Raw genomic sequence first — 22578 nt, 5'->3', positions numbered from 1 at the left:
CTACCTGCGTACCGTTAGTAGTGTTAGGGGCAAAAGCCCAGAATTACCAACGATACCATCGTAAGAACTACCAGAAACAGCATTAAATGTCCAGCCTGCCGTAAAGGGACCTGAAAGGACGCTACCTCCCGCGCTTGGCGTTTCAAAGCCCTGATTGCTTATCGGGTTTGGGCTCACCGTACCACTTGAGGTCAAAACCTCCACATTATCAATGAAAGCAACGTTATTTAACCCACTGGTGTTTTGAGCCACGAAGCTGAGTGTAACACCCGTAGTGGTCGAGACGGCTGGGCTGTCGGTGGTAGCTGCGGGGTTTTCTCCCCCGACGCGATTGGGGTCATTACGCACGTAAGTCTGAACTGGCATGGGCGCTGGATTGGCCGTTGTGCCGTTAGGCCGTGCTGACTTTACCGTGGGCATTACCGTACGTACGGTGTACGTGCCAGGTGCTGCATTGAATGAATATGCACCATTGACATCAGTGATAGTAGTTCCCACAATGGCATTGGTTGCATCGTATAGTTCTACTGTAGCATTAGGTAGGCCAACTGCTCCCGAGCCGAGTGTAGTGCGGCTACGACCGGCGCCACCTCCGTAGTTGGCATCTTCAAATATGGTTCCGCTTACAAGCAAGGCTGTAATGGGGCGTTGGTGCCAAATTCAGAGGTGCCGGAGCCAGGTAAATAGGCTGTTGCCGTCAGACTCTGCCCTGTTGTGCTAAACACCACTCCACTAGGCGCATTAATGCTCGCATTGAACCTGCCATTAGCATCGGCAGTAAGGGTAGTCAGATAGGTTTGTCCCTCGCCATGAGGTACGTTGAGGCCATCGCCAGCAACAGTGGCCCCATTGTTATTGCCGTCATCGTCGACGAAATAAATTTCAATAGTGGCACCTGCAAAAGCCGTCTGGCCAGAAGAGCTTCCGATATAACCTGTTACTGTGATGTTACTACTTGTATTGTAGCGTGCTGTAGTGAATATCGGGTAGTTCATGCCGCTATTTCCAAAGGCAGTGGATAGAGTACCCGTATTAGCCGTTACCCCATCACCATTGCCATAATCAGTCGCCCCATGGCCATTGCCCAGCGCATTTGATGCACCCACGTAGTAGTTTGATTGAGAAATAATATCAATACCAAGGTTTCCTCCGGTTGGCGAGTTCTTGGCCGTACCGTTAGTGAAGGTGCTGTTACGACTGATGATAACATTGCGCTGTCCATAACCTACTACAATGCCAGATGCCTGACTTTGATAGATGCGGTTGAAAACAATCGAATCGGCACTGGTACCTACATTCGTGCCGTTGCGCTGTAGATAGAGAATAGCTGCCCCTTCCAACTGTGCCCGGGCTAGCGATGTACTACCATTTCCATTGTCAAAAAAGGTGTTATTACGTACTACGTTGATGCCACCTGCTCCGGTTTGGCCTATTTCGAACTGTATGCCATCTGAGTTGCTGGTAGTGATTAGATTATAGGTGACTTTCACTGGGCCTGTACTTGCTTGGTCACCAAAAGTCATAGCATCACCACCAACTACGCGATACCCGTTTTGCACAAACTCGTTGCCGGTTATCAGCAGGCCAGCAGTATTGGCTCCTCCTGAGTAGTTCAGGCCGGAGCCAGCAGCATACCCAAATAAATTATAGCGAACTATACCGTACGAAAGACCTTTTACACCGAGTCCAAAAGCAGGATTATAGGCTGTACCACCTGGGTCGGCTACAGCTAAAGCAGTAACACCAATTAGGTTGCCTATCACTTGCAGATTACGGGCAGCAGTAGTGGCACCCGCCTGCAGTACCCCCCGTGAATGGCGATTCCCTGTACACCGAGGCTGTCACCTTCCAGGTCGAGGCCGTAAGCCAGCGATGTATTGGCTGCAATTTCTACTTCAGGCCGATTAAACTGGGCGAAGGTTACCCCCGCACACCTACGGTGCCTCCAGTCCCTACCTGGCCAGTATTAGAATCGTTGATATTAATTGTTTGGGTTGTGCCGTCGATACGCGTACGGCCATCAGTAATGGCTGGTAACACGCTAGCAAGTTGAATCAACGCCCTCGCTGCCCCAGAACTGCCAGTCAGTCCTGAATTCAGGGCTGCTCTCTGCCCAGGGTGGGCGTTGCCGTCGGGAATCATAAATATGCTGGCTTCCCGGCCAGCTAATTGCCCTACCTGTGCCAAGCCAGCATTTGTCAGGGCATTGGAGTTCACAATAAACTGCCGAAGTGACCCCTGGCCCACATCGGTTGAGTTGACAATAGTTGAAAAATTGTACCCAAAATCTACCCCCGCTACCGCGCTGCTGCCGGTGGCCAGGCTAACCGGTGCCTGGCTCTGGGCTGTGAACGTACTAAGTACGTTCACAGGTGCCGGTACCGTAAAATTCGCCGTGTAGGTGGCGAAGAGTTGAGCGGCCGTAGGAGCGATATTACCCGCGTTTACTGTGCCGGTGGCACTGGTAAAGGTAAGCGTAGTAGTAACCCCATTAATAGTAACTGTACCTTTTACTACTTGGGCTCCGCCAGGATTAGCACGCTGGGCAGCACGGAGGGTTAAGGTATAGGCAGTACCACTTGAAGGTAATAATACCGACTGTTGAATAGTGCCAGCTACATTATTATACCCTTGTAAAAAGGCTACTTGTGAACCATCAGGAGCGGGCGGTGGAGCAAAGGCGCTGTTGTTTGTAGCGCTGGCGTATGCTATGCCCGCGTTACCACTAAATGACCAGCTTCCGCCAGTAGGATTGTATTTGTAGGCATTGCTACCGGTCCCAACGGAGGGAGTTTCGAAGCTGTAATTCGGAATGGAGCCACTATTCAGGCTTAGATTATCTATAAATATAGTGTTGTCTGAGCCGTTAGTCAGCGTTGTGAAATTGAATGCTACTGCCGTAGTGCCTGGCACGTAAGCCCCAGCATCCTGTAGCTCGGGCGCTTCACCCCCTACGCGGTTTACGTCACTGGCTCCGTTGTTGGTACGAAAAGTCTGAACGGGTAGTAGCCCGCCAACACTACCAGGGCGGGTCGAATTCACCGTAGAGTTTACTACCCGCACAATATAGTTGCCGGCCGCCTGACCCGTAAAGCTATATTGCCCGAGAGAACCGGCCGTAGTACTCGTGGTAGTATTGGCAATATAGTTGCCCGCGCTACTGTAAAGCTCAACAGTAGCTGCCGTAGCGGGAGTCGCTGCGGTACCAACTCCTTTGGTTCCGGAGGTGCCAAAAGGTCGACCGGCACCGCCTCCATAGTTGACATCTTCAAATACGGTTCCGCTTATAGAACCCGTCTGAGCTTGTGCCACAGACACACTTAGTGCAAGGATGCAAGCTAAATGAGAGAAAAGTAGTCTTGGTTTCATGCAGTAAAGGCGGTAAAATTTAAAGGTAAGTCGCAGTGCTAGAAACTAATGCAGTATGTAAAAGTACAGCATAGTATGTTAAGTAGTCATTTTTTGAGTAATAGATTCGCTACTCAAATCAGTATCGTCATTCTGCGTGATTGGGGCGAATTATTGTCTATCAATTTATTAATCAGGCAATTGGTAGCTATTTTAAGCAAATAAAAAAACCTTCCAAAGTTGGAAGGTTTTTTATTTGCTTAAAATAACTATTATTCTTTAGTGAGACGTATGACTTGGCGTAGACTCGAGTTGTCCGCAAGGGTGCCCGTAACAAGCACCTGATAGGTGCCGGTAGCCAGGTTTGAGAGGTCGAGTTGATGAGACACGCCGCCAGCCAATATGGTAGCCAATACCTGGCGCCCGGTGGCATCTAACACTACTACCTGATAAGCGCCATTTACTGGCAATTGACTTAAGTCGAGTGCTGTAGTGCTTTGGGCCGGATTAGGATATAGGCTAAGTGCCACCGTGGCAACTTTGCTGAAGCTTACTGCCCGAACCGGCGAGTAAGAAGCTGAGCCATCGAGGTCTACCTGCCGCAGGCGATAGTATGCAGTGCCTTGCGTGCGGGCCGCGATGTTGGCATCGGTATAGGTATAGCCAGTGGTAGTAGCCGTGGTACCCTGGGCCGCCAACTCCGCTATTTTGCTGAAGGTGGTGCCATCGAGGCTGCGCTCGACCTCAAAGCGGTTGCTGTTCTGCTCCGAAGCCGTGGTCCAAGAGAGAAGGGCATCGCGGTTTTGTACAGCAACGGCTGTAAAGGCTGTCAGTACAACCGGCAACGGGTAGGCCCCGATGGTAAAGGAGACTGGGGCCGTATTGGTGCCGCCGTTCAGGTCAGTCGTCGTCACATTCACAGTGTAAGTCTGGGCCGTTTTGTTATTGGCCAGCAGACTGGCGTTGCTCACGTAGATGGTGCCGGTGCTAGTATTCAGGCTTACGCCCGCTGGTAAGGTGCCCGATGCCAGGGTGGCGTTGGTGCCGACGGTAGGCAGTCCATTGGCTGCGCCGCTTTGCAGGATACCGGTCGTCGTGTCATAAATAGTGCCCGCTGAAGTATACACGGCCGTGTTGGGGTCGGTTACCTGTGCCAGAATATCATTGGTTGCGTACTTATTAGTTCCACCTTTTGTGTCGTTGTACTTAACGTAGGAGGTAGGCTGGTCGGCTGCTACCGGAACAGTGTAGCCCACTACTGGCGACTGGTTATTAACCGCATCGGTTGCCAGATACGTGAACGAGGCATTACCCGAGAACGACGTATTGGGCAGGAAGCGCAACGTTTTAGCTTGGTTGGCAGTCAGGGTCTTATTATTCGTCACGGCAGCATAGATGCCGGTGGTGGTGCCGTCGTTGCTGTAGTAGAGAATACCCTGAGTAGTAGGCGGAATGTTTACGATGGTAAACGGCGTCGAGGCATTGAGGGCATTTTCGGGGTCGGAAGCGGGCAGCGGCGAGATGAGCAGGCCGTTGGGCGTAGCACTATTGCTGGCAACGGTGTTGCCCATCGGGCTTTGCAGACTATTGACGACTGCGAAGGCCAGCGGGGGCTGGTTAGTAGCCGTAGTAGTGATAGTCGCCGTGTTGTTGCCAGGGATGTTATCGTTGGCTACAGCGACGGTTGCGGTCATCGATACACCAGCGGCTGGCTGGACCAACGTGAAGCTGTTGGCTACGGCCCCGTTGTTACCGGCAGCCTGGCCGGCCGCTACCGTCCAAGTGATGGTGTTGGCCAGGCTAGAATACACTCCGCTGTTTGTAATGCTACCTGGCGTCTGGCCGCTGGGTACAGTTACAGTCTGGGTGGTAGCGTTGGCCGTGAGCGAGGGGCCGTTGTTGGTGGTCGTCACGGTGTATGTCTGGATTGTGCCAGGAAGGGCCGAAGCTGGGCCACTGATGCTCGTTACCTCGTCGAATATGGGAGTGATAGCGACAGGGATACTATTTACATCGTTAGCCTGGGCGGCGGCCGTAGCCGGCTCGCTCGTATCGGAAGTCGTGGCGGCGGTAGCTAGTAGTGGCCCGTTGTTCGGAGCCGTTATCTGCACCTGATAGCTAACGTTGCCGGTGTTGCCGGTAACCTGGCTGGCGATGGTCGGGAAGGTAACCAGGCCAGTGGTCGTGTTGTAGGTAGCGCCGTTACCGAAGGTGATAACGTTGCCACTTAGCGTGCCCGTTGGCTGACCAACTACCTGAATGGTGGCCGTAGTGAGGCCCGGTACCAGTTGCAGGGTGGGCCGTACATTCACGGCCGGGTCGGTGCCGATGTTGCCATAAGTTGCCGTAAACGTTACAGGCGAGCCGGCTACGGCCGGGCTGGCTGAAGCCGTTACTATCGCCGTGATGTCAGCCGAGGTCGTGGTGGTCGGGGCAATGCTCGTTGCCACGCTGCTCGTGTTGTTGCTGGTAATCGGGTCGGTAACCGCCGAGCTGGCAGCGGCTATTCCGGTGGTTTGGCCACCGATAGCATTAGGCATTATGTAGGTTACGTAGTTGCTTACCGTCTGGCCGTTGGCCAGGCTCGAAACGGTTGGGAAAGTAACCAGACCAGTGCCTGTATTGTAAGTAGCACCGCTGCCATAAGTGATAACACCACCGCTCAGCGTACCCGTCTGGCCACCTACTTGCAGCGTTGCCGCCGTAAAGCCGGTTGCCAGTTGTAAGGTTGTCACGGTGCTGGTAGCTACCGAGGGGCCGTTGTTGGTGGTGGTCACCGAGTAAGTAACCGCGTTGCCTATTACTGCCGTTGCCGGACCAGCTACTGAAGTGGACAGGTCGGCCGAGGCCGTCACCGTCGTGGCTACGGTGGCATTGTTATTAGCCACTACTCCATCGGGACTACTCGAGGCTACGCTGCTGCTAGGGCTGAAGCTCAGCGCCGGGGCGATGAAGGTCAGCTTATATACCTGCATTGTGCCGTTGGCGTCGGTTGCCTGCGTTGGGAAGGCAACTTGGCCGGTAGTAGCATTGTACGAAACACCGCTCACCGTATTGCCTGCTCCATCGGTGATGGTTACGCTGGCTAGGCCGGCCGGCAGCTGCGCCGTCTCGGTTACGCTGGTGGCGGCCATCGGGCCGTTGTTGAGGAAGGTGGCGGTGTACTGAACTGACTGGCCGGCCGTAGCGGAGGCTGGGCCCGTAATAGTCGTAGCTAGGTCAGTCGATTGCAGCAGCGTGACTGCCACTGCCGCTACGTTGTCTGCAGGTACGGGGTCGGTATTGGTAGTGCTTACCGTAGCCGTAGCCAGCAGCTGGCCGTTGCTGCCAGTAGAGGCCGGTGCCGCGAACGTAATCGTGTTGCTCACGCTCGTGCCACTGGTGCTGCCATTCACGCCGTTGGCAAGGGTGAGGAAAGTAACGATGCCAGTCTGCGTGTTGTAGGTAGTACCACTGGCTGTGCCATTAGTGAAGGTAAGTACACTGCCAGCGGTAGTGCTGGTAGTGCTGCCACCTACGCTGATGCTCCCTTGCAGACCAGGCAAGATCTGCACCTTCTGCGTAACCCCGGTAGCCGCGTTGGGCCCGTTGTTACCCGTAATAACGGTCAGTGTAACGTTGCTGCCCACCGTGGCCGTCGCTACCGACGAGTTGATTTTGGTGTAGGCATTAGCCATGCCGGCTGCCGTAGTACTCACGGTTATCGAAGTCGGGCTGGCGGCGGTGCTGCCATTGATGCCGACGTTGTTATTAGCAGTGTTAGTATCGCCGGCCGTAGTAGCGTTTGAACTAGTATTAGGCGTTACCAAGGCGGTAGGGGCAAAGGCCGCGCCGGGCATGGCAAAGCTCACGGTGTTGGCTACCGTCTGGCCGCTGGGTACGTTGGGCAGGGTGGGGAAAATAACCCCGCCACCCGGTACCGAGTAGCTCACGCCGTTCGATACCAGGGTCTGGGTCGTAGCCGAGGGGTTATATACACCGCCGTTACTTACGTACACGTTGGCCAGGCCACTTACCAGTTGCAGGGTCTGTACGGCGTTGGCAACGGCGCTCGGGCCGTTATTGGTGGTGGTCACCGCCAGGGTTACGAGGTCGCCGGCTACGGATGAGGTCGGGCCCGTGAGCGTTGTAGCCAAGTCGAAGGCCGGAGTGATTGTCATGGCCGCGTTGGCCGTATTGTTGGTCGTCTGGCCAGCTTCGTTGGTCGTCGTTGAGATAGTAGCCGCGGCTACTACCGGGCCGGTAGCCGGAGCATCGAAGGTAATAACCGAAGTAGTTGGTGTGCTGCCGGCGATTGAAGTCAGGCTTGCGTACGTCACTATGCCCGTGACACTGTTATATGCGCCACCGTTAGTAGCCGTTACGTTGGTCAGACCTTTGGGCAGCTGCACGGCAGCTACTACGCCGGCCGCCGTAGCGGGGCCGTTGTTGTTGAAGACTACGGTGAACTTGGGAGGCGTGCCGGCCGATGCCAGTGTACCTGCTGCTACCGTTGTCGTGGTAGCCGTTACGGTCGCAAGTACATCGGCTACCGGGTTTACTATGGCCAAGATGGTCGAGGCATCCGGAGCCGCGTTAGTACCCTGCGAGGTCGTCGTGGTTACGTTGCTCGTGATGGCCAACGTGCCCGTAGCCGTTGTAGCCGGCGTGAAGCTGAACGTATAGGCATTGCTGGCACCGCTGGCTAGCGTGGCCGCCGTGCTAAAGTCAATCACATTGCCGGTAGGGGTATAGCTCGCCCCGTTTACGAAAACGTTGGTAGCACCAGTCGGCAGTGTTACCTGACGGGTTACAGTGGTAGCAGTTTGTGGGCCCTCGTTGGTGAAGCTTGCCGTGTAGTTGCCCGAGGGCTGACCGGGGCTCACAGTAGCCGGACCAGTTAGGGCCGTGGTTACGTCGGCTGCAGCCGTTACCGGGATAGTGTAGGTAGCCGCACCGTTCGAGACCGTGCCGCTGGTGTTGTGGGTCGTGCTAGCCGTGCCGTTGGCATCCGTCGCCGTGTAAGTAAACGTCGCGGTAGCCGTTGAGCCAAATACCGGCCGGAAGGTCAGCTGGCCGATGTTGGCGGCCGGCACTACGGTAGCCACCGTTACGGGGGTGCCATTGTAGAACAGCGTGCCGGTACTCGCCGGATTTACTGTGTAGGTGGCGATGGTGTTGGCGGTAGAGGTCGTCAGGTCGCCGGTAAGACCGGTGGCGGTACCCGACAGGTTGGGGTTGAGTACAACCGGCGTTAGGGTATTGCTGGGAATGCTCGTGTTGGTTACATCATTAGGTACCGGCGTCGACAGCACCCGGGTATTGCCCGAGAACTCCGAAGTTGCGCCGGCCAGCGTAGCCGTGCTGGTCAGCAGGGATGCTGTGGTAACAGGTTGGCCGTTGAGGGTGCCGTTCGTCAGCGGAATAGTGACCGTAAAGGCGTTGGCATTGGTATCCGAGCCCTGGTTCACCCCATTGATAGTGCCGGAGTAGCTGCCGCCGCCCGCGCCGCCAGCCGTGAAGGTGGTCAGATACGATTTGCCCTGACCGAAGTAGGTACCGGTCGCATTCACCGATGCCGGATTGCTCTGAGCTAGGTATAGCTCGACGGTAGCGCCTGGCTTGGCGTAGCCGGTTACAACCAAGTTATTGCCTACTACCGTGGCGGTGCGTAGCACGGGGTAGTTTAGCAGGCCGTTGGCACCTGTAGTGGTGGTGCTGTTCAGCGTCACAAATGGCGAAGTGCCAGCTGGCTCGTTGTCGCCGGTGGCTTCCAAGTCGATACCAACTTGACCGGTGGCGGCGGCCCCGTTGCGGGCGAGCACGTTACCGTTATTGTAAATGGCGTTCTTGCTGATGGCCGTTGTACTCGCTGCAGCGGTTGCGCCACCATTTGTTGCCCCTTCCAGCATAATGCCGGCGCCGTAGTTATCAGAGATGATGTTCTGAGTGATGGTGTTGCCCGCACCGTAGATGCGTACGCCGGGTGTTTCGCCGGGGGGCAGGGTAGCCGTGCCACGACCATTATCGCTGATGGTATTGCCCGATATGGAGTTGCTGCCTGCCGAGCGGTAGCCGTCGATACCCTGGCCCGAAGTGCCGGTAAACAGGTTGTTGGTTACCGTGGCGCTGCTGCCCTGAATATCTACGCCGTCGTAGTTGGCACCGCCCAGGCCGTTACTGCGTACCTCGTTGCCCGTTACACTCACGTTGGTAACGCCTGCGTTAATCGAAATACCCTTGCTGTTGGAGAAGCCAATCAGGTTATCGCTCACTACTACGCCACTGGTGCCGCCCGTCAGGCGTACGTTGTCAGCGTTGTTGGCAGTTGGTGGGGTAGCAAATGCCGTAGCCGTGGTGCCCAGCACATTCTGGGTGATGGTGACGCCGTTGGCTGCACTGCGGATGTTAGCGCCGTTGTTGCTGTCAAGCGCGTTGCCAAAGCCGTAGATAGCCAGCCCCTGTACAAGGGTGCCGGTGCCCGTGCTGGCAATATCGAGGCCAAAGGCAACGGCCGAGGTGCCGGTCAGCTGCACTTCCGGGCCGCTGAGCTGCGCCAGCGCCGTGCCGGTGGTACCCACTGTGCCGCCCGTGCCCAGCGTAACGTTGTTGGTATTGCCCACGTTCTGGGCCTGGGTGGTGCCATCAATGCTGGTACTGGCCCCATTCGTACCCGCTAAGGCGGGTAGTGCTGTTACCGGCGTAATAACGGCTACGCCATTAGTTAGCTGAGAAGCCAGGCCGGGATTGGTGGCTGCGTTATACACCGTTAGGCCAGCGTGTGCGTTGCCATCGGTTATCATAAAGATGCTCTTCTCCACGCCCGCAGCGGGGGCACTACCACCACTGCTCGCCGCTACCTGTGCCAGGCCCGTATTGCTGAGAGCGTTGGCATTGGTAATGAACTGCCGTAGCGAGCCCTGGCCGGTGTCGTTGGTATTGACTACCGTATCGAAGTTGTAGCCGAAGTCTGGGCCGACATTATTAGCAGTGTTAAAAGTGCCTAGCGATTGGGCGGCCGTCGTCCCGGTGGCTGGGGTTAAAGTAAGAAGAAGCGAATTAGTCGTGTTGGCAGCTGCATCGCTGCGCGCCGGATATTGACCTCCTACCTGCGAGGTGGTGCCATTGTAAGTTTGAACAGGTAACAGGCCGCTGACATAGCCAGAGCGGCTGCTCGTAACGGTGCTGTTCACCACGCGCACGGTATAGCTCGTATTGGCGGTGGTATTAAACGTGTATTTGCCGGTTGCATCGGTCGTAGTGCTGGCTACAAACGCGCCGGTGGCTGTATTGTACAGCTCGACGGTAGCCCCGCTGCGGGGCGAAGTGCCCGACGTGCTGATTGGCCGGCCAGCGCCTCCGCCATAGTTAACGTCTTCAAAGACGTAGCCCGTTGAAGTTGCCGTAAAGTTGACGGTCAGGTTAGCCGGTGCCGAGGTGGCGCCTTGCACATCCGTCACCGTGAAAGGTAGATTGTAAGTTACGCCCCCGTCTGCGGGGTCAATACTAACTGTCTGGCCAATAGCCAGCGTACCGTCGGCATTGGTTATAAGGGTGCGGGCGGCCGCCGAGGCAGCGCCAAACGTCGCCGCCGTATAGGTCGTACCGTTTATCGTGATGCTGGTAGCGCCAGTTGGGAAGGTAGTCAGTGTAAGAGAGGTCAGCGCGCCACCCGAAGTATCAGTACCTGAAAAACCACTGCTGACGTTGGTCGAATTGACGCCGCCGGGGTTGTTAAACGTGAGCGTGGCAGGTGTAGCAGCGGGATTAGGTGTTAATGAAGAAACGCCTATATAGAATAAGTCGCCACTGTGGTCGGTGCTGGGATTTCCATGCCAATTAGCTGCGCTAGCAGCGTTGCCACGCATGTAAAGACGAAAGGTCAGGCTGTTAACCCCTGCAGCAGGTGTTGTAACCAAGACTGAGCCGCTTACAAAGTTGCCCGCAGGGTCAGCGTTACCATTGCGTATTTGTGGTACTCCAACCGTTGGCGTAGCGTCTACTAAAAATTGCGCTTCGCCGCTCAGCTTAGAAAGTGTGTTAGCGCCAGGGTTTAGCAATTCTAATTCGGTCGTGAATCCAAGGCCGGTACTACTCGTGCCACCCAGGTCATTAAGGTGAATAATCGGGTTAACTGTCGAACGGCTAAAATTGATAACTAGGTCAGCATAGTAATAACGAACAGCTTTTGAGGCGTTGTAGGGCAAGCCTTCAATGGAAGCAAAAACTGACACTGCCCGGTTAGTTGCCGACGCGATACCAGTACCTGCAGTAATGCTTGGTGCCGAGGCCGAAGTAAAGTCAGCATCAGGATGAGCAATCAAGTTGTTCATTAATGGATAATACGGAAACGCAACGAGTTGCGTACTAGCCGTACCCAGATTGGGTGTAGTCCCAAAGTTCACGGCTACACCCGTACTAACCTGCGTAGTTGTACTGAGCGTGTACTGCTGATTGACCAGCGAAAAAGAAGCAGTAGACGTTGGCGAAAAAGCCACGAAGGTGGTGCCAGTCGGATTATTCGTGTTGTTCTGAAAGGTAATGGCCGGTGCTGTCGTAGCCGGACCATTTGTGGTCGGAGTTCCCGTACCAGCTGCAAACTCTAGCGTAGGAGTTTGCGCTTGTGCCCCACCAGGCCGAAGCAATGCTGCCCATGCAAGCAAAAAGATGAGTAAATGTGAAATTTTCATAAGCCAGCTTACAGTTGCAGGGGTTATAGAAGAAGGGAAGAGATGAATTATCTGGCTTGCAGTGAGTTAACAGATAAGTCAAATCACTTAAATCAAATTAAAGCTATTAGCTGAACCTTTAGCTAGGACAAAGCTACTTGTCAATCAATAGGCTGGCTTGTTATTTCGCCCAACTGCTTTTTTTGCTGGCTGAACGAAATAGATAAGCTTCAAACAAGACTTTTCGCACCTACGAAAAAGCAAAATAGCTGGATTTAGTAGGGCAAAAAGGTTTCATTAAAATAGTTATTATTAAAAAATTGCAAAAAAATGTTGTTTATAGCAGCGAGGAGCATTCTGGCGGTAAAGGGGCTTGCTTATGATAATTGGCTTACCAGAGCCGTTTTCCAAGTCGAGTACAGCCAGTCTGTTCTAGGACTTAAAAACCGCTCTAGCGCAATTGCGGAGTCAGTGTACTGCCGGGCAAGTAGCGCGGACGTCTAATCTGCCCGCCTTCGGCCGGTCTACTGTCGGCTTAAAAGTTCGCGCTGCTGCCCAGCGACTCTCAAACCGCGCTAAGCTTAACTGCTATTGTAGTTTTACTCAGCCTTGAGCTGGCGGCTGGCTAAAAAGTAAGCTCATCTACTGGTATTATCCAAAGTATTTTTAGTATATTAGCAGTGGGCTCAGCCACTTGAGATAAGAGGAAGAAGCAGGTTTGAATTGACTTAAGCGGCTTGGCTCAGTAGTTATTTCTGAAAAACCAATGGAGTCGGGCACCACTTGTCCGTCGCGCTGGTTAAAAGTCATCCGCTCACTAATACTCTGCCGCTATGAAACTTCACTTATCGGGCTGGCTGCTGGGCAGCCTGCTGGCTGCTGCGCCGGTTGCCGCTGCGCCGCACGTATGGACAATAGCCGGCCCACCGGCCGTAGCCGAAGAATTTGTACAGGCCTGCAATGCTCGCCTCGACCTTACCGACGAGCAGCGCACCGGCCTGCGGGCGTATCTGGAGCAGGAGATAGACTACATGGCCGTGCAAGCGGCCAACCACTCGGCGGCCGAAGTGGCTGAGCTGGTGCCCGCCGAGCGTGAGCAGCTGCAACGCGTGGCGGGACACCTGCTTTCGCCGGGGCAGCTGCGCCAGTTTCGCGAGTTGGAAGCCACCCCCCGCATGCGCGAATACCTCAAAGAGATGTCGCTTGCCGATTAGGAAATAGCTGCAATTATGCATATAATTAAAAAGGCCACCCAACCGGGTGGCCTTTTTGCTTCTTAGCTGCTGAGTAGCAGAGAGCCGGTGGAGTTAATAGGCCGGTCCGCGGGCGCTGGCTGCCACCAGCGCCCGCACGGGCTCGTTGAAGCCAACCGCTTCTACCAGCTCTTCGAGGGGCAGGTGCAGGCGGTATTTCCAGAAGTGCTGGGGGTTGCTCGGTACGTTAATCTGCTCGTCGTGCGGGTTGGGGCGGCGCAGCTGGGTATCGATACCCAGAAAATCCTGGAGCGGAAAAATGGCCCACATAGCTGGCGAGTGCAGGTGCTGGGTCAGCACTTCGCGCACCACCCAGGGCTCGCAGTAGTAGGGCGCGAGCTGGCGCCAGTGGCCGAGCGTGGTTTCGAAGTAGCGCTGGGTACGCACCCGGTCTTCTTCCCACCAGCCGCGCAGCGTGCTCATGTCGTGGCTGCCGGTGGTTACTACCGATAGGTACGGCGCATCGGCCGGATGGCCAAACTCAGTAGCCGGGTTGGAGGGCATGCGCTGAATATTCAGGCCCAGAATACCGAGCTGGTGCATCACGCCGGGCACCGAGGCGGGCACCATGCCCAGGTCTTCGCCACAAATGAGCATGTCGGTGGCGTAGCGTACGGCCGGCAGCTTCACGAGGCCCTGCTCGCGCCAGAACTCCTCATGGCGACGGAAGAAATAATCGACGTAGATGTCGTCGTAGAGCCGGCGGCGACTCTCGTCATCGGCCAGCTCGGCAAAGCTGGCAGTCTTATTTAAGGTAATGCGCGGGTGGTAGAAGTCGTTGCCGGCCGGCAGAAACAGCACCTCGTTCACAAACTGATACAGGCCCGGCCGCACGCGCAGCAGGAACTCCTCCCGCTCGGGTGGGTTGATATATTATTTTCTATATATTCCTCAATCTGCCGCTGGTTGGCTACGTGCGGTCGGAGCTGCAGCGCTCCATAGCTATCAGCCACCAAAAACTCGTCGAAGACGGCCTGCGCATCGGCCCCAAAAACCCGCTCCAGCAGGTGCCAGCGGATGTAGGGCTCACACAGACGGCCGTAGTCAAACCAGCCCAGGCGACGCTCAATCTCGTCGCGGTGCAGCGGCAGGGCAGGGGCAAAGTGGCCAAGCAGGCCCTCAACCGAGTTTTCAGGCATTTCCCAGATGCGGAAAAAGCCCAGAATGTGGTCGATGCGCAGCGCGTCGAAGTAACGGGCGAGGTGGCCCAGGCGCTCGCGCCACCACTGGTAGTTGTCCTGGGCCATGCGCTCCCAGTTGTAGGTCGGAAAGCGCCAGTTCTGGCCGGTGGTGGAGAAATCGTCGGGCGGTGCCCCGGCCTGCTGGTCCATGTGGAATAGCTCGGGCTGGGTCCAGGCATCTACCGAATGGCGGTAGATGCCGATGGGCAGGTCGCCTTTCAGCACCACGCCCCTGGCGCGGCCATAGTTTACGGCCGCGCGCAGCTGTTTATCGAGGTGAAACTGGGTAAAGAAGTGCAGGCCAAACTCGTCAAAGTCGGCGCCGGCTTCGTTGGTCAGCTCGGCCAGACCGACCGGCGCTCGAAACTCGCGGGGCCACTGGTGAAAGTCGGCTGTGCCGAAGCGCTCGCGCAGGGCCGAGAATGCCGCGTAGGGGATAAGCCAGCTCGCCTGCTCAGCCTTGAAGGTGTGAAACTCGGGGTCGACCAGGAACTTCTTTTTCTCCTGCTGGTACAGGAGCCTGAGTAACTTCCACTTGCCGTTCATCACGGCTTCGTAGTCTACAAAGTCCTTGGCATTCAGCTCCTCTCTTAGCCGGGTCAGCTCAGTGCGGGCAGCCTTGTCCTTAAGGTCGGCAATGCCTTCGAGGTGCAGGTACTGCGGGTGCAGCGCAAACACGGAGATGGCCGCGTAGGGGTAGGAGTCGACCCAGGTATGCGTGGCCGTCGTATCATTGATGGGCAGAATCTGCACCAGGTTAAGGCCGGTTTTCTCGGCCCAGTCAATGAGCAGCTTCAGGTCAGAAAACTCGCCTACGCCCAGGCCCTTCTCGCTGCGCAGCGAGAACACGGGCATGGCTACGCCGGCCCCGCGCCAGGGCCCCGCGTGGTAGCGGAAGCCCTCATCAGCCAGCACCGTAAGGGTGCCCGGCTGGGCAGTGCCGGCCGGCAGCACCCGGTCGTCGCCGGTTTCGAGCTGTACCACGGCGTGGCGCTCGGGGCTCCAGAAACCGTACTTGTAGCGCAGCTCGGCTTCGGGGTTTTGCAGCGCCAGCTCGGCCTGCCAGGCCGGAAAATTGCTGTCCGACAGCAGCAGCGGCCGGGTATTATCCCAGCTGCCGAGAGCCGGGTCGGAGCCCAGCACGCACACCTGGTGGTGTGGGTCGACGCGGGGCGCTTCGAGCTGAAAGCGCACTGTAGCTGGGGCGGCCACCGCTTTTTTGGCTTTGCCGGCTGCCTTTTTAATCGGGGTTGCCGACCCAATGCCGGGCTGAAAGGGCGGCCGACGAAACAGCGCTTTAGTAAAAGCAGCCGTAAACAACTCGTTATCGGCCTGCGCCGGTGCCCGCCAGAAATCGCGCACCTCCAGCTGCTGATAGGGAGGCGCGGCCGGCAATGGGAGGGCGCGATTGGTCCCCCATTCCCACACTACCCCGCCACCTTCAAACAGCAGCACGTATTTATAGGCTACCTCGGTGGTAGTAGCGGGCACGGCCACTTCGGCACTCCAGTACGTAGTCGCCTCGTCGTAGTGCAGCGGCAGCGAGTGGGCTAAGTTCCAGAGGCCCAGAGCGGGCAGCGAGCCGCACACCACCAGGCGCTGGCCAAAAGTGGTGCGGTAAGGCAGGGAAAAGCTAAGAGTCATAAACGCAAACCAGTATAAGGGCCGCAAGATACTGCCCGAAGGTCTGGGCGGCTATGCGCCAACGGCCGGACGGTGTCCGCCGTATGTGGCATTTAAGCCGCGCTTTGCTGGCTTTCTATTTCCTTTTCCCTCGCCATGCGTCTTCTTTTGCTAAGTGCCCTGCTTGGTGCCAGCTTATCTGCCCTGGCGGCCCGGCCGCCGGGCTACCGGGCCCCTCATCGCTACCTCACCCCGAGCAATCAGCCCTACCATCGCCAGCCTCTCCGGGTCAATTTCGGCTTGAACACGACCTACTACAACGGCGACGTTGCCAGCAGCTCGGCCGGCAATACCTACAAAATCGGTTATGGCATCGGCCTGGCGCAAACGCTTAGTCCGCGCCTGACCCTCGCCATCGACCTGTCGTCGGTGCGCATGGCTGCCAAGGACGCTTTTCCGGAGCGGGGTTTTTCGTTCAGTAGCCGCAACACGCTGCTCACCGGCCTGTTGCGCTACAATATATTTGCCGATAAAAGTCTGCTAATCGGCCCCGAGCACAAGGAAATGCCCGTGCTGCTCTTCGTGTCGGCCGGGGTAGGTGCACTGCGCTACGACCCTAGCCCCGGCCAGTACGGCTTTCCACTGGCGCCCGAAGCGGGCTACACCACTTTCACCGGCCTGGCAGCGGTGCTGCCCGTGGGGGCGGCGTCACGCTGCGCGCGTCTCCACACCTGGCCTTTACGGCCGAGGCGCTGTATTTCTTCACCAGCAGCGATATGCTCGATGGCATCAGCCAGCGCGGCAATCCCGATTCTAAGGACAGCTTTGCCACGGCTACCATTAAAATAGAGTATTCGCTATTTAAATCACGGCCGAAGCCTCTCGTGCACAACGACTAGCAGTGCAGGTGGCTGTAGGCTAAATGCGTACCGCCGCTGCCTGTGCTACTTCTTGCTTAAATAGTCGGCGGCCAGCGTAGCCAGGGTTTTTACGCCCAGAGGAAAGGCGCTCTCGTCGATTTTAAAGCCGGCAGTGTGATGGTCGGCTACGGTGGCAGGGTCAGTGCCCGGCGTCATGCCGCCCAGAAAAACGAACAGACCCGGCACTTTTTCCTGGTAGCAGGCAAAGTCCTCGGCGCCGGTTACGGCCTTTATCTCTAGCACGTTGGCGGTGCCGGCGGTGCGCTGCAGGGTGGGCAGCATACGGGCCGTGAGAGCCGGGTCGTTGAAGGTAACCGGCACGTAGGGCTCGATGCCTACCTCGGCGGTGGCACCATTGGCGGCGGCAATGCCATTAGCAGTGCGCTTGATAGCCGCCCAGATGCGCTCCTGCGTGGCGGGGCTGAAGGCCCGGATGGTGCCGCTAAGCGTGGCATCGGGCGGAATTACGTTGTAGCGCACGCCGGCCTGCACGGTGCCTACGGTTACCACGGCCGCGTCCTGCGTCAGGTCTACCTGGCGGCTCACAATGGTTTGGAGGGCCGTAATAATCTCGGCGGCCGTCACCACCGGGTCGATGCTGCTCCAGGGCTTGGCGCCGTGGCTGCCCTTGCCGATAACCTTAATGGTGAAGCGGTCGGAGCTGGCCATCTCGCCGCGCGGCCGGTACTGTATTTGCCCCACCGGGGCCGTGGCCCAGATGTGCAGCCCGAAGATGGCGTCGACTTTGGGCTTATCCAGCACGCCTTCCTGCACCATCAGCTTGGCGCCACCCACCACGCCGGGCAGTGAGCCTTCCTCAGCTGGCTGAAAAATGAATTTGACGGTGCCGGGCAGGTCTTTTTTTACTTGGCTAAGCACTTCGGCCGCTCCGAGCAGCATGGCCACGTGGGTGTCGTGGCCGCAGGCGTGCATCACGCCCACGGGCTGGCCCAGGTAAGTGCTTTTTACGGTAGAGGCAAAAGCCAGGCCGGTGGTTTCGGTGAGGGGCAGCCCATCCATGTCGGCGCGCAGGGCCACTACCGGGCCGGGCTTGCCGCCGCGCAGGATGCCTACTACGCCCGTACGTGCCACGCCGGTTTGTACTTCCAGGCCTAGGCTTTTGAGCTGGGCGGCAATAAGCTCAGCGGTGCGGTGCTCTTCGTTGCCTAGCTCGGGGTGCTCGTGCAGGTCGCGCCGCCAGGCCACTACTTTAGGCTGCTCGGCATCGGCCAGCTTCGCAATGCGGGCATCCAGGGCCACGTTCTGGGCGTGGGCACCGGGGGTAGCCAGTGCAAACCCAAGCCCTGCAAGAATAATAGGAGTAGCATAGTTCATGGCGGCCAAGATACCGCTTCGGCCGTCGGTATTCGCACAACTACTTCGAAACATAACCAGCGGGCAACTTGGGCTACCTGGCCACTCGTTAAGGAACTAGTAGCGCTAAGTAAGCAGTTGGGCTTATTTTTGTCTGTTACGCCCCGCCCGCTCTTTCTAATTCGCTGTTATGCCTGCACTTCCCATCGCTGCACCGCCCGCCTGCCCCGCCACCCCACAAGCGCCGCTACCCGTAGCTGATGCCTGGGGCCCGGCACTGGCCCGGCCTGCGTTTCGGGCGAGCTGGCTGGTACTGCTACTGCTGCTATTTGGCGTGCTGGTGCCCCTGGTGCCGGGCTTTTTTTTATTTATCCAGCAGCGGCCGGGTACCGTATTAGTCGACCCCCTTTTAGCCTTGCTGCCGCGTCACAATGTGGCCACCCCGGTTTTTGTGCTGATGTACGGCGCCGTGCTGGGGGCCGTGGGCTGGCTCACGCGCCATCCGCTGCTGTTTTTGCGCGGGCTATGGGGCTACTTTATCTTGCTGCTGCTGCGCCTTTTTACTATTTGGCTGGTGCCGCTGGCCCCGCCCCTCGACCTGCTGCCAATGCCCGACCCTTTCACGGCGCAGCTGTTTCACACCACTGGCGGGCTGGCTATTACCAAGGATTTATTTTTCTCGGGGCATACGGCCACCGTGGCGATTCTGGCCCTGGCAGTGCGGGGCTACTGGTGGCGACGGGTGCTGGCGCTGGTAGCGCTATGCATCGGGATACTAGTGCTGGTGCAGCGCGTGCATTATACCTATGACGTGGTGGCCGCGCCCTTTTTTGCCTTTTTTGCCTACTGGCTGGCCGGGCACCTTACCCGCCGCGCTACCCAGGCTCCCCTGCCGTCAAAGTAAGTTGCTCCTGGTGGCTTCGCCTGCTATCAAGCTGCGTCCTGGCCTAGCCGAAGCAAAGTGGGAACGAACTACTCCGCTGCCGGCACAGCGGGCGCTCCCGCATTCGGGCGCTGCGGGTCGGCCAGGCGGGGCCGCTGCCAGCTTCCCTTCAGATACCAGATGCCCGCCACCAGCGCCGATAGCACGTTGGCTATCACAAACGACCACCACAGCCCGTGAAAGCCCAGCGCCGTGTGCTGCGACAAATACCAGGCCACTGGGAACTGTAGGCCCCACACCCCGATTATCGTGAGCACCATGGCACCCAACGTGTTGCCCGAGCCGCGCAGCGCCCCTGATATACATTGCTGCACTCCCGTAAAGCACAAACTGAACACCGCGATGCGGACAAACTCGATGGCGTTGTGGGTTACCGCCTCATCGCCTTTCAGAAAGAAGCGTACCATTGGCCCGGCGGCCAGCCAACCAATGGCCCCAAGCAGCAACAGGCCGACAAAGCTGATGACGATGGCGTAGTTGGCCGTGCGCAGCGCCCTGGGCAGGTTGGCGGCCCCGATATTCTGGGCTACCAGCGTAGAGCAGGCCAGCGAAATACCCAGCGCCGGAATAATGCCTAGGGCCAGAATGCGCGACCCGATGCCGTAGGTAGCCAATATCGTGGTGCCGAAAGCAGCCGCCAGCCCGGTGAGCATCGACAGGCCCAGCGCCCGCGCCGAAAGGTCGATGGAGGAAGGCAAGCCGAGCTTTACGGAGCGCCGCATGAGCGGAAAGTCGGGCACGAAGCCCTTGAAGCTGAGCTGGATGCCGGCCTTGCCACGTAGCAGCACCGCCATGCCGATAACCACGCTCAGAAACTGCGTGCTAAGGGTAGCCACGGCTGCGCCCGCTACTCCAAAGGCCGGCACCGGCCCCCAGCCATAAATAAAGAGCGGGTCGAGCAAAAAGTTGAGTACCAGCGTTCCAATGTTGATGTACAGCGGAATACGCACCTCTCCCACGCCCCGCATCAGGGCCTGAAACATGAGAAAGCCGAAGTTGAATACCAGCCCCAGCATCAGCACCCGCTGAAAAGAATTAGCCAGATTGAATATATCGGGCCCCACGTTAAACAGCCGCAGAATAAGCGGCGAGGCTGCGTAGGCCGCCACCGAAAGCACCAGCGCCAGAGCGGTTTCGAGCGCCAGTGACTGCGCGGCAATGTGGTTGACCATCTTCAGGTTGCGGGCGCCGTAGTTCTGCGCGACCAGCACCGAGCCGGCCACCGAAAAGCCCGAGCCCAGTGCCATTAGCAAAAAATTGATTGGAAAGCATACGGCCACGGCCGCTACCGCGCCGGCCCCCAGCCGGCCAACCCAAAAGGCATCGACCAATTGATAGCCGGTTTGCAGCAGATTGCCAAATACAATGGGCAGCGCCAGGGTGAGCAGCGCTTTTAAAATAGAGCCTTCGGTGAGATTGGGGCGCGGGCGGGCGGCAGTAGGGTGCATATACCGCCATAATACGTGCCTTTGGGCCACATGGCTGCTTCAACCCCCGGCAACCTCCGTCGCCCGAAGCAGGTACTAAGCCTCGTACCAGGCCGGCTCGCGCCGGCGATTCTTCTCATGACCAAACACACCTACAACATGGGCGTGGTCGGCAACTGTGCCTTCCTGGCGCTCATTGGCACCGACACGGCCGTGCGCTGGCTTTGCTGGCCCCGCTTCGACAGCAGCTTTGTATTTGGCCCCTTGCTCGATGAGCAAAAAGGCGGCGAGTTCAGTATTCGTTCGGCAAAGGCTTTTACATCGTCGCAGTACTATATTCAAAATACGAATGTGCTCTGCACCGAGATTGCCACGGCCGAAGGCAGCTACCGCGTTACCGACTTTGCGCCGCGCTTTTTGCAGTACGAACGCTACTACAAGCCGTTGATGTTCATTCGGAAAGTAGAGCCGCTAGCCGGCGCGCCCCGCGTGCGGGTGGTGTGCCGGCCCGTGGGCGAGTACGGCGAGTTAGAGCTGACGCGCCGCCGCAGTTCAAACCATATTGCCTTTCTGGGGCTGGAAGAGGAAATTCGCCTCACAACTAATATCCCGCTCACCTACGTGCTCGATGAGGAGGACTTTGTGCTGAATGAAGCCAAGTACCTCGTCCTCACCTATGGCGCGCCGCTCGAAGCTGCGCTGGAAAGTACGGCCGAGCGTTTCCTGACCGGCACGCTGGCTTACTGGCGCAGCTGGGTGAAAAGCACGAGTATCGGCAGCTTTCACCAAGACCAGGTTATCCGCTCGGCGCTGGCGCTCAAAATTCACCAGTACGAAGACACGGGGGCTATCATCGCGGCCAGTACTACCAGCCTGCCCGAAGCGCCCGGCAGCACCCGCAACTGGGATTACCGCTTCTGCTGGATGCGTGATACCTACTACATCCTCACGGCCTTCAATAATATCGGGCACTCCGAGGAACTGGAGCGGTATTTTCACTTCATTGCCAATATCTCGACCAAGGTCAGGGACAAATTTCAGCCGCTCTACGGCATCGGGGGCAGTCGGAGCTGACGGAGCGGGAACTGCCGCTGGCCGGCTACCTGGGCAACCAGCCCGTGCGCATCGGCAATGATGCTTACACACACATTCAAAATGATGTATATGGCCAGGTGCTGGTGGCGCTGCTGCCGCTCTACGTCGATTGCCGCTTTCAGGACCCCAGCCGCCAAGCCCCGCTGCCGCTGGTAGAGGAAGCCCTGCGCCTCATCGATACGACTATGGACCAGCCCGACGCCGGCCTGTGGGAGTTTCGGCACATTGCCCAAAAGCACTGCTATACCTACCTTTTTCACTGGGCGGGCAGCCACGCGGCCCTGCGGGTGGCCCGCGCGCTAGGCAACCAGGCCCTGGAAGCCAAAGCCAGCCGCCTGCTGCAAGCGGCCCAGCAGCACCTCGAAGCCTGCTTTGACAGCAGCCGGAGCGTGTACACCAATGCCATCGGTTCGCCCAACCTGGATGCCAGCACCATCCAGCTCATCACCATGGGCTACCTCGACCCGACTTCGGAAAAGGCCCGTCACCACTTGGTAGAGCTGGAGAAGGAGCTGAAGACCCCCGAAGGGCTGTTTTACCGCTACCGGCACCCCGACGATTTCGGCACGCCCGAGACGACCTTCCTCATCTGCTCCTTTTGGTACGTGGAGGCGCTGGCCTGCGTAGGCCGCCTCGACGAGGCCATCCGCGAGTTTGAGCAGCTCATTACCTACACCAATCACCTTGGTCTGCTGAGCGAAGATGTAGATGCCAGAACCGGCTCGCAATGGGGCAACTTCCCGCAGGCCTACAGCCACGTCGGTTTGGTGAATGCGGCATACCGCATCGCCAAAAAGCTCGATAAGCCAAATTTCGTGGGGTAAAG

11 protein-coding genes and 1 pseudogene are annotated in these 22578 nt (G+C 57.6%); 4 read left to right on the top strand and 8 right to left on the bottom strand.

What is annotated here, in order from left to right; translation table 11 throughout:
• The 4 genes from GKZ67_RS25300 to GKZ67_RS15920 all read right to left on the bottom strand — a co-directional run bounded on the left by GKZ67_RS25300 (position 1) and on the right by GKZ67_RS15920 (position 11195).
• Positions 1-498, bottom strand: coding sequence for a hypothetical protein (locus tag GKZ67_RS25300; protein WP_410505025.1), 498 nt, complete (start codon positions 496-498; stop codon positions 1-3).
• A gap of 125 nt (positions 499-623) precedes the next feature.
• Positions 624-1763 carry a hypothetical protein gene (locus GKZ67_RS15930; RefSeq protein ID WP_173244184.1) on the bottom strand — a complete coding sequence of 380 codons (1140 nt, stop codon included), beginning with the start codon at positions 1761-1763 and terminating at the stop codon, positions 624-626.
• 157 nt (positions 1764-1920) lie between these two features.
• Positions 1921-3369, bottom strand: coding sequence for a hypothetical protein (locus GKZ67_RS15925; RefSeq protein WP_173244182.1), 1449 nt, complete (start codon positions 3367-3369; stop codon positions 1921-1923).
• 251 nt (positions 3370-3620) lie between these two features.
• Entirely contained in the window at positions 3621-11195 is a 7575-nt protein-coding gene (locus GKZ67_RS15920; protein ID WP_173244180.1) for a right-handed parallel beta-helix repeat-containing protein, read from the bottom strand.
• 1634 nt (positions 11196-12829) lie between these two features.
• Here GKZ67_RS15920 and GKZ67_RS15915 point away from each other — a divergent pair.
• Positions 12830-13210 (top strand): hypothetical protein, encoded by a 381-nt coding sequence (locus GKZ67_RS15915; protein ID WP_173244177.1) that lies wholly within the window; start codon positions 12830-12832, stop codon positions 13208-13210.
• 93 nt (positions 13211-13303) lie between these two features.
• Here the strand turns inward: GKZ67_RS15915 and GKZ67_RS15910 are convergent, their stop codons facing one another.
• Entirely contained in the window at positions 13304-14083 is a 780-nt protein-coding gene (locus tag GKZ67_RS15910; protein WP_173244175.1) for a 4-alpha-glucanotransferase, read from the bottom strand.
• Positions 14056-16074 carry a 4-alpha-glucanotransferase gene (locus GKZ67_RS15905; RefSeq protein WP_173244172.1) on the bottom strand — a complete coding sequence of 673 codons (2019 nt, stop codon included), beginning with the start codon at positions 16072-16074 and terminating at the stop codon, positions 14056-14058. Before GKZ67_RS15905 ends, GKZ67_RS15910 begins: the two co-directional genes overlap by 28 nt.
• A gap of 135 nt (positions 16075-16209) precedes the next feature.
• Between GKZ67_RS15905 and GKZ67_RS15900 the strand changes: the two genes are divergently transcribed.
• On the top strand, positions 16210-16902 hold the full coding sequence (locus GKZ67_RS15900; RefSeq protein ID WP_173244169.1) for a hypothetical protein: 693 nt from the start codon (positions 16210-16212) through the stop codon (positions 16900-16902).
• Between the two features lie 95 nt (positions 16903-16997).
• Here the strand turns inward: GKZ67_RS15900 and GKZ67_RS15895 are convergent, their stop codons facing one another.
• Positions 16998-18308 carry an amidohydrolase gene (locus GKZ67_RS15895; protein WP_173244166.1) on the bottom strand — a complete coding sequence of 437 codons (1311 nt, stop codon included), beginning with the start codon at positions 18306-18308 and terminating at the stop codon, positions 16998-17000.
• Positions 18309-18477: 169 nt separating this feature from the next.
• On the opposite strand from GKZ67_RS15895, the gene GKZ67_RS15890 reads away from it, so the two are divergent.
• Positions 18478-19191 (top strand): phosphatase PAP2-related protein, encoded by a 714-nt coding sequence (locus tag GKZ67_RS15890; protein WP_173244163.1) that lies wholly within the window; start codon positions 18478-18480, stop codon positions 19189-19191.
• A gap of 68 nt (positions 19192-19259) precedes the next feature.
• On the opposite strand, the gene GKZ67_RS15885 is transcribed toward GKZ67_RS15890, so the two are convergent.
• A complete protein-coding gene (locus GKZ67_RS15885) occupies positions 19260-20678 on the bottom strand; it encodes an MATE family efflux transporter (RefSeq protein WP_173244160.1) in 1419 nt (472 codons plus the stop codon).
• A 30-nt stretch (positions 20679-20708) separates the two neighbouring features.
• Here GKZ67_RS15885 and GKZ67_RS25295 point away from each other — a divergent pair.
• Positions 20709-22576, top strand: a pseudogene (locus tag GKZ67_RS25295) (glycoside hydrolase family 15 protein).
• The last annotated feature ends 2 nt before the right edge of the window (positions 22577-22578 follow it).

The organism is Hymenobacter sp. BRD67, assembly GCF_013256425.1.
GTDB lineage: Bacteria > Bacteroidota > Bacteroidia > Cytophagales > Hymenobacteraceae > Hymenobacter.
The sequence above is the reverse complement of the archived record's forward strand: the minus strand, read 5'-3'. Positions and strand labels throughout refer to the sequence as shown.

Bases quoted from the DNA above. Each gene is read 5' to 3' on its own strand.
- GKZ67_RS15925 (WP_173244182.1), bottom strand. From the start codon at position 3,369: ATGAAACCAAGACTACTTTTCTCTCATTTAGCTTGCATCCTTGCACTA.
- GKZ67_RS15920 (WP_173244180.1), bottom strand. From the start codon at position 11,195: ATGCGTGGCAACGCTGCTAGCGCAGCTAATTGGCATGGAAATCCCAGC.
- GKZ67_RS15915 (WP_173244177.1), top strand. From the start codon at position 12,830: ATGAAACTTCACTTATCGGGCTGGCTGCTGGGCAGCCTGCTGGCTGCT.
- GKZ67_RS15905 (WP_173244172.1), bottom strand. From the start codon at position 16,074: ATGACTCTTAGCTTTTCCCTGCCTTACCGCACCACTTTTGGCCAGCGC.
- GKZ67_RS15900 (WP_173244169.1), top strand. From the start codon at position 16,210: ATGCGTCTTCTTTTGCTAAGTGCCCTGCTTGGTGCCAGCTTATCTGCC.
- GKZ67_RS15895 (WP_173244166.1), bottom strand. From the start codon at position 18,308: ATGAACTATGCTACTCCTATTATTCTTGCAGGGCTTGGGTTTGCACTG.
- GKZ67_RS15890 (WP_173244163.1), top strand. From the start codon at position 18,478: ATGCCTGCACTTCCCATCGCTGCACCGCCCGCCTGCCCCGCCACCCCA.
- GKZ67_RS15885 (WP_173244160.1), bottom strand. From the start codon at position 20,678: ATGCACCCTACTGCCGCCCGCCCGCGCCCCAATCTCACCGAAGGCTCT.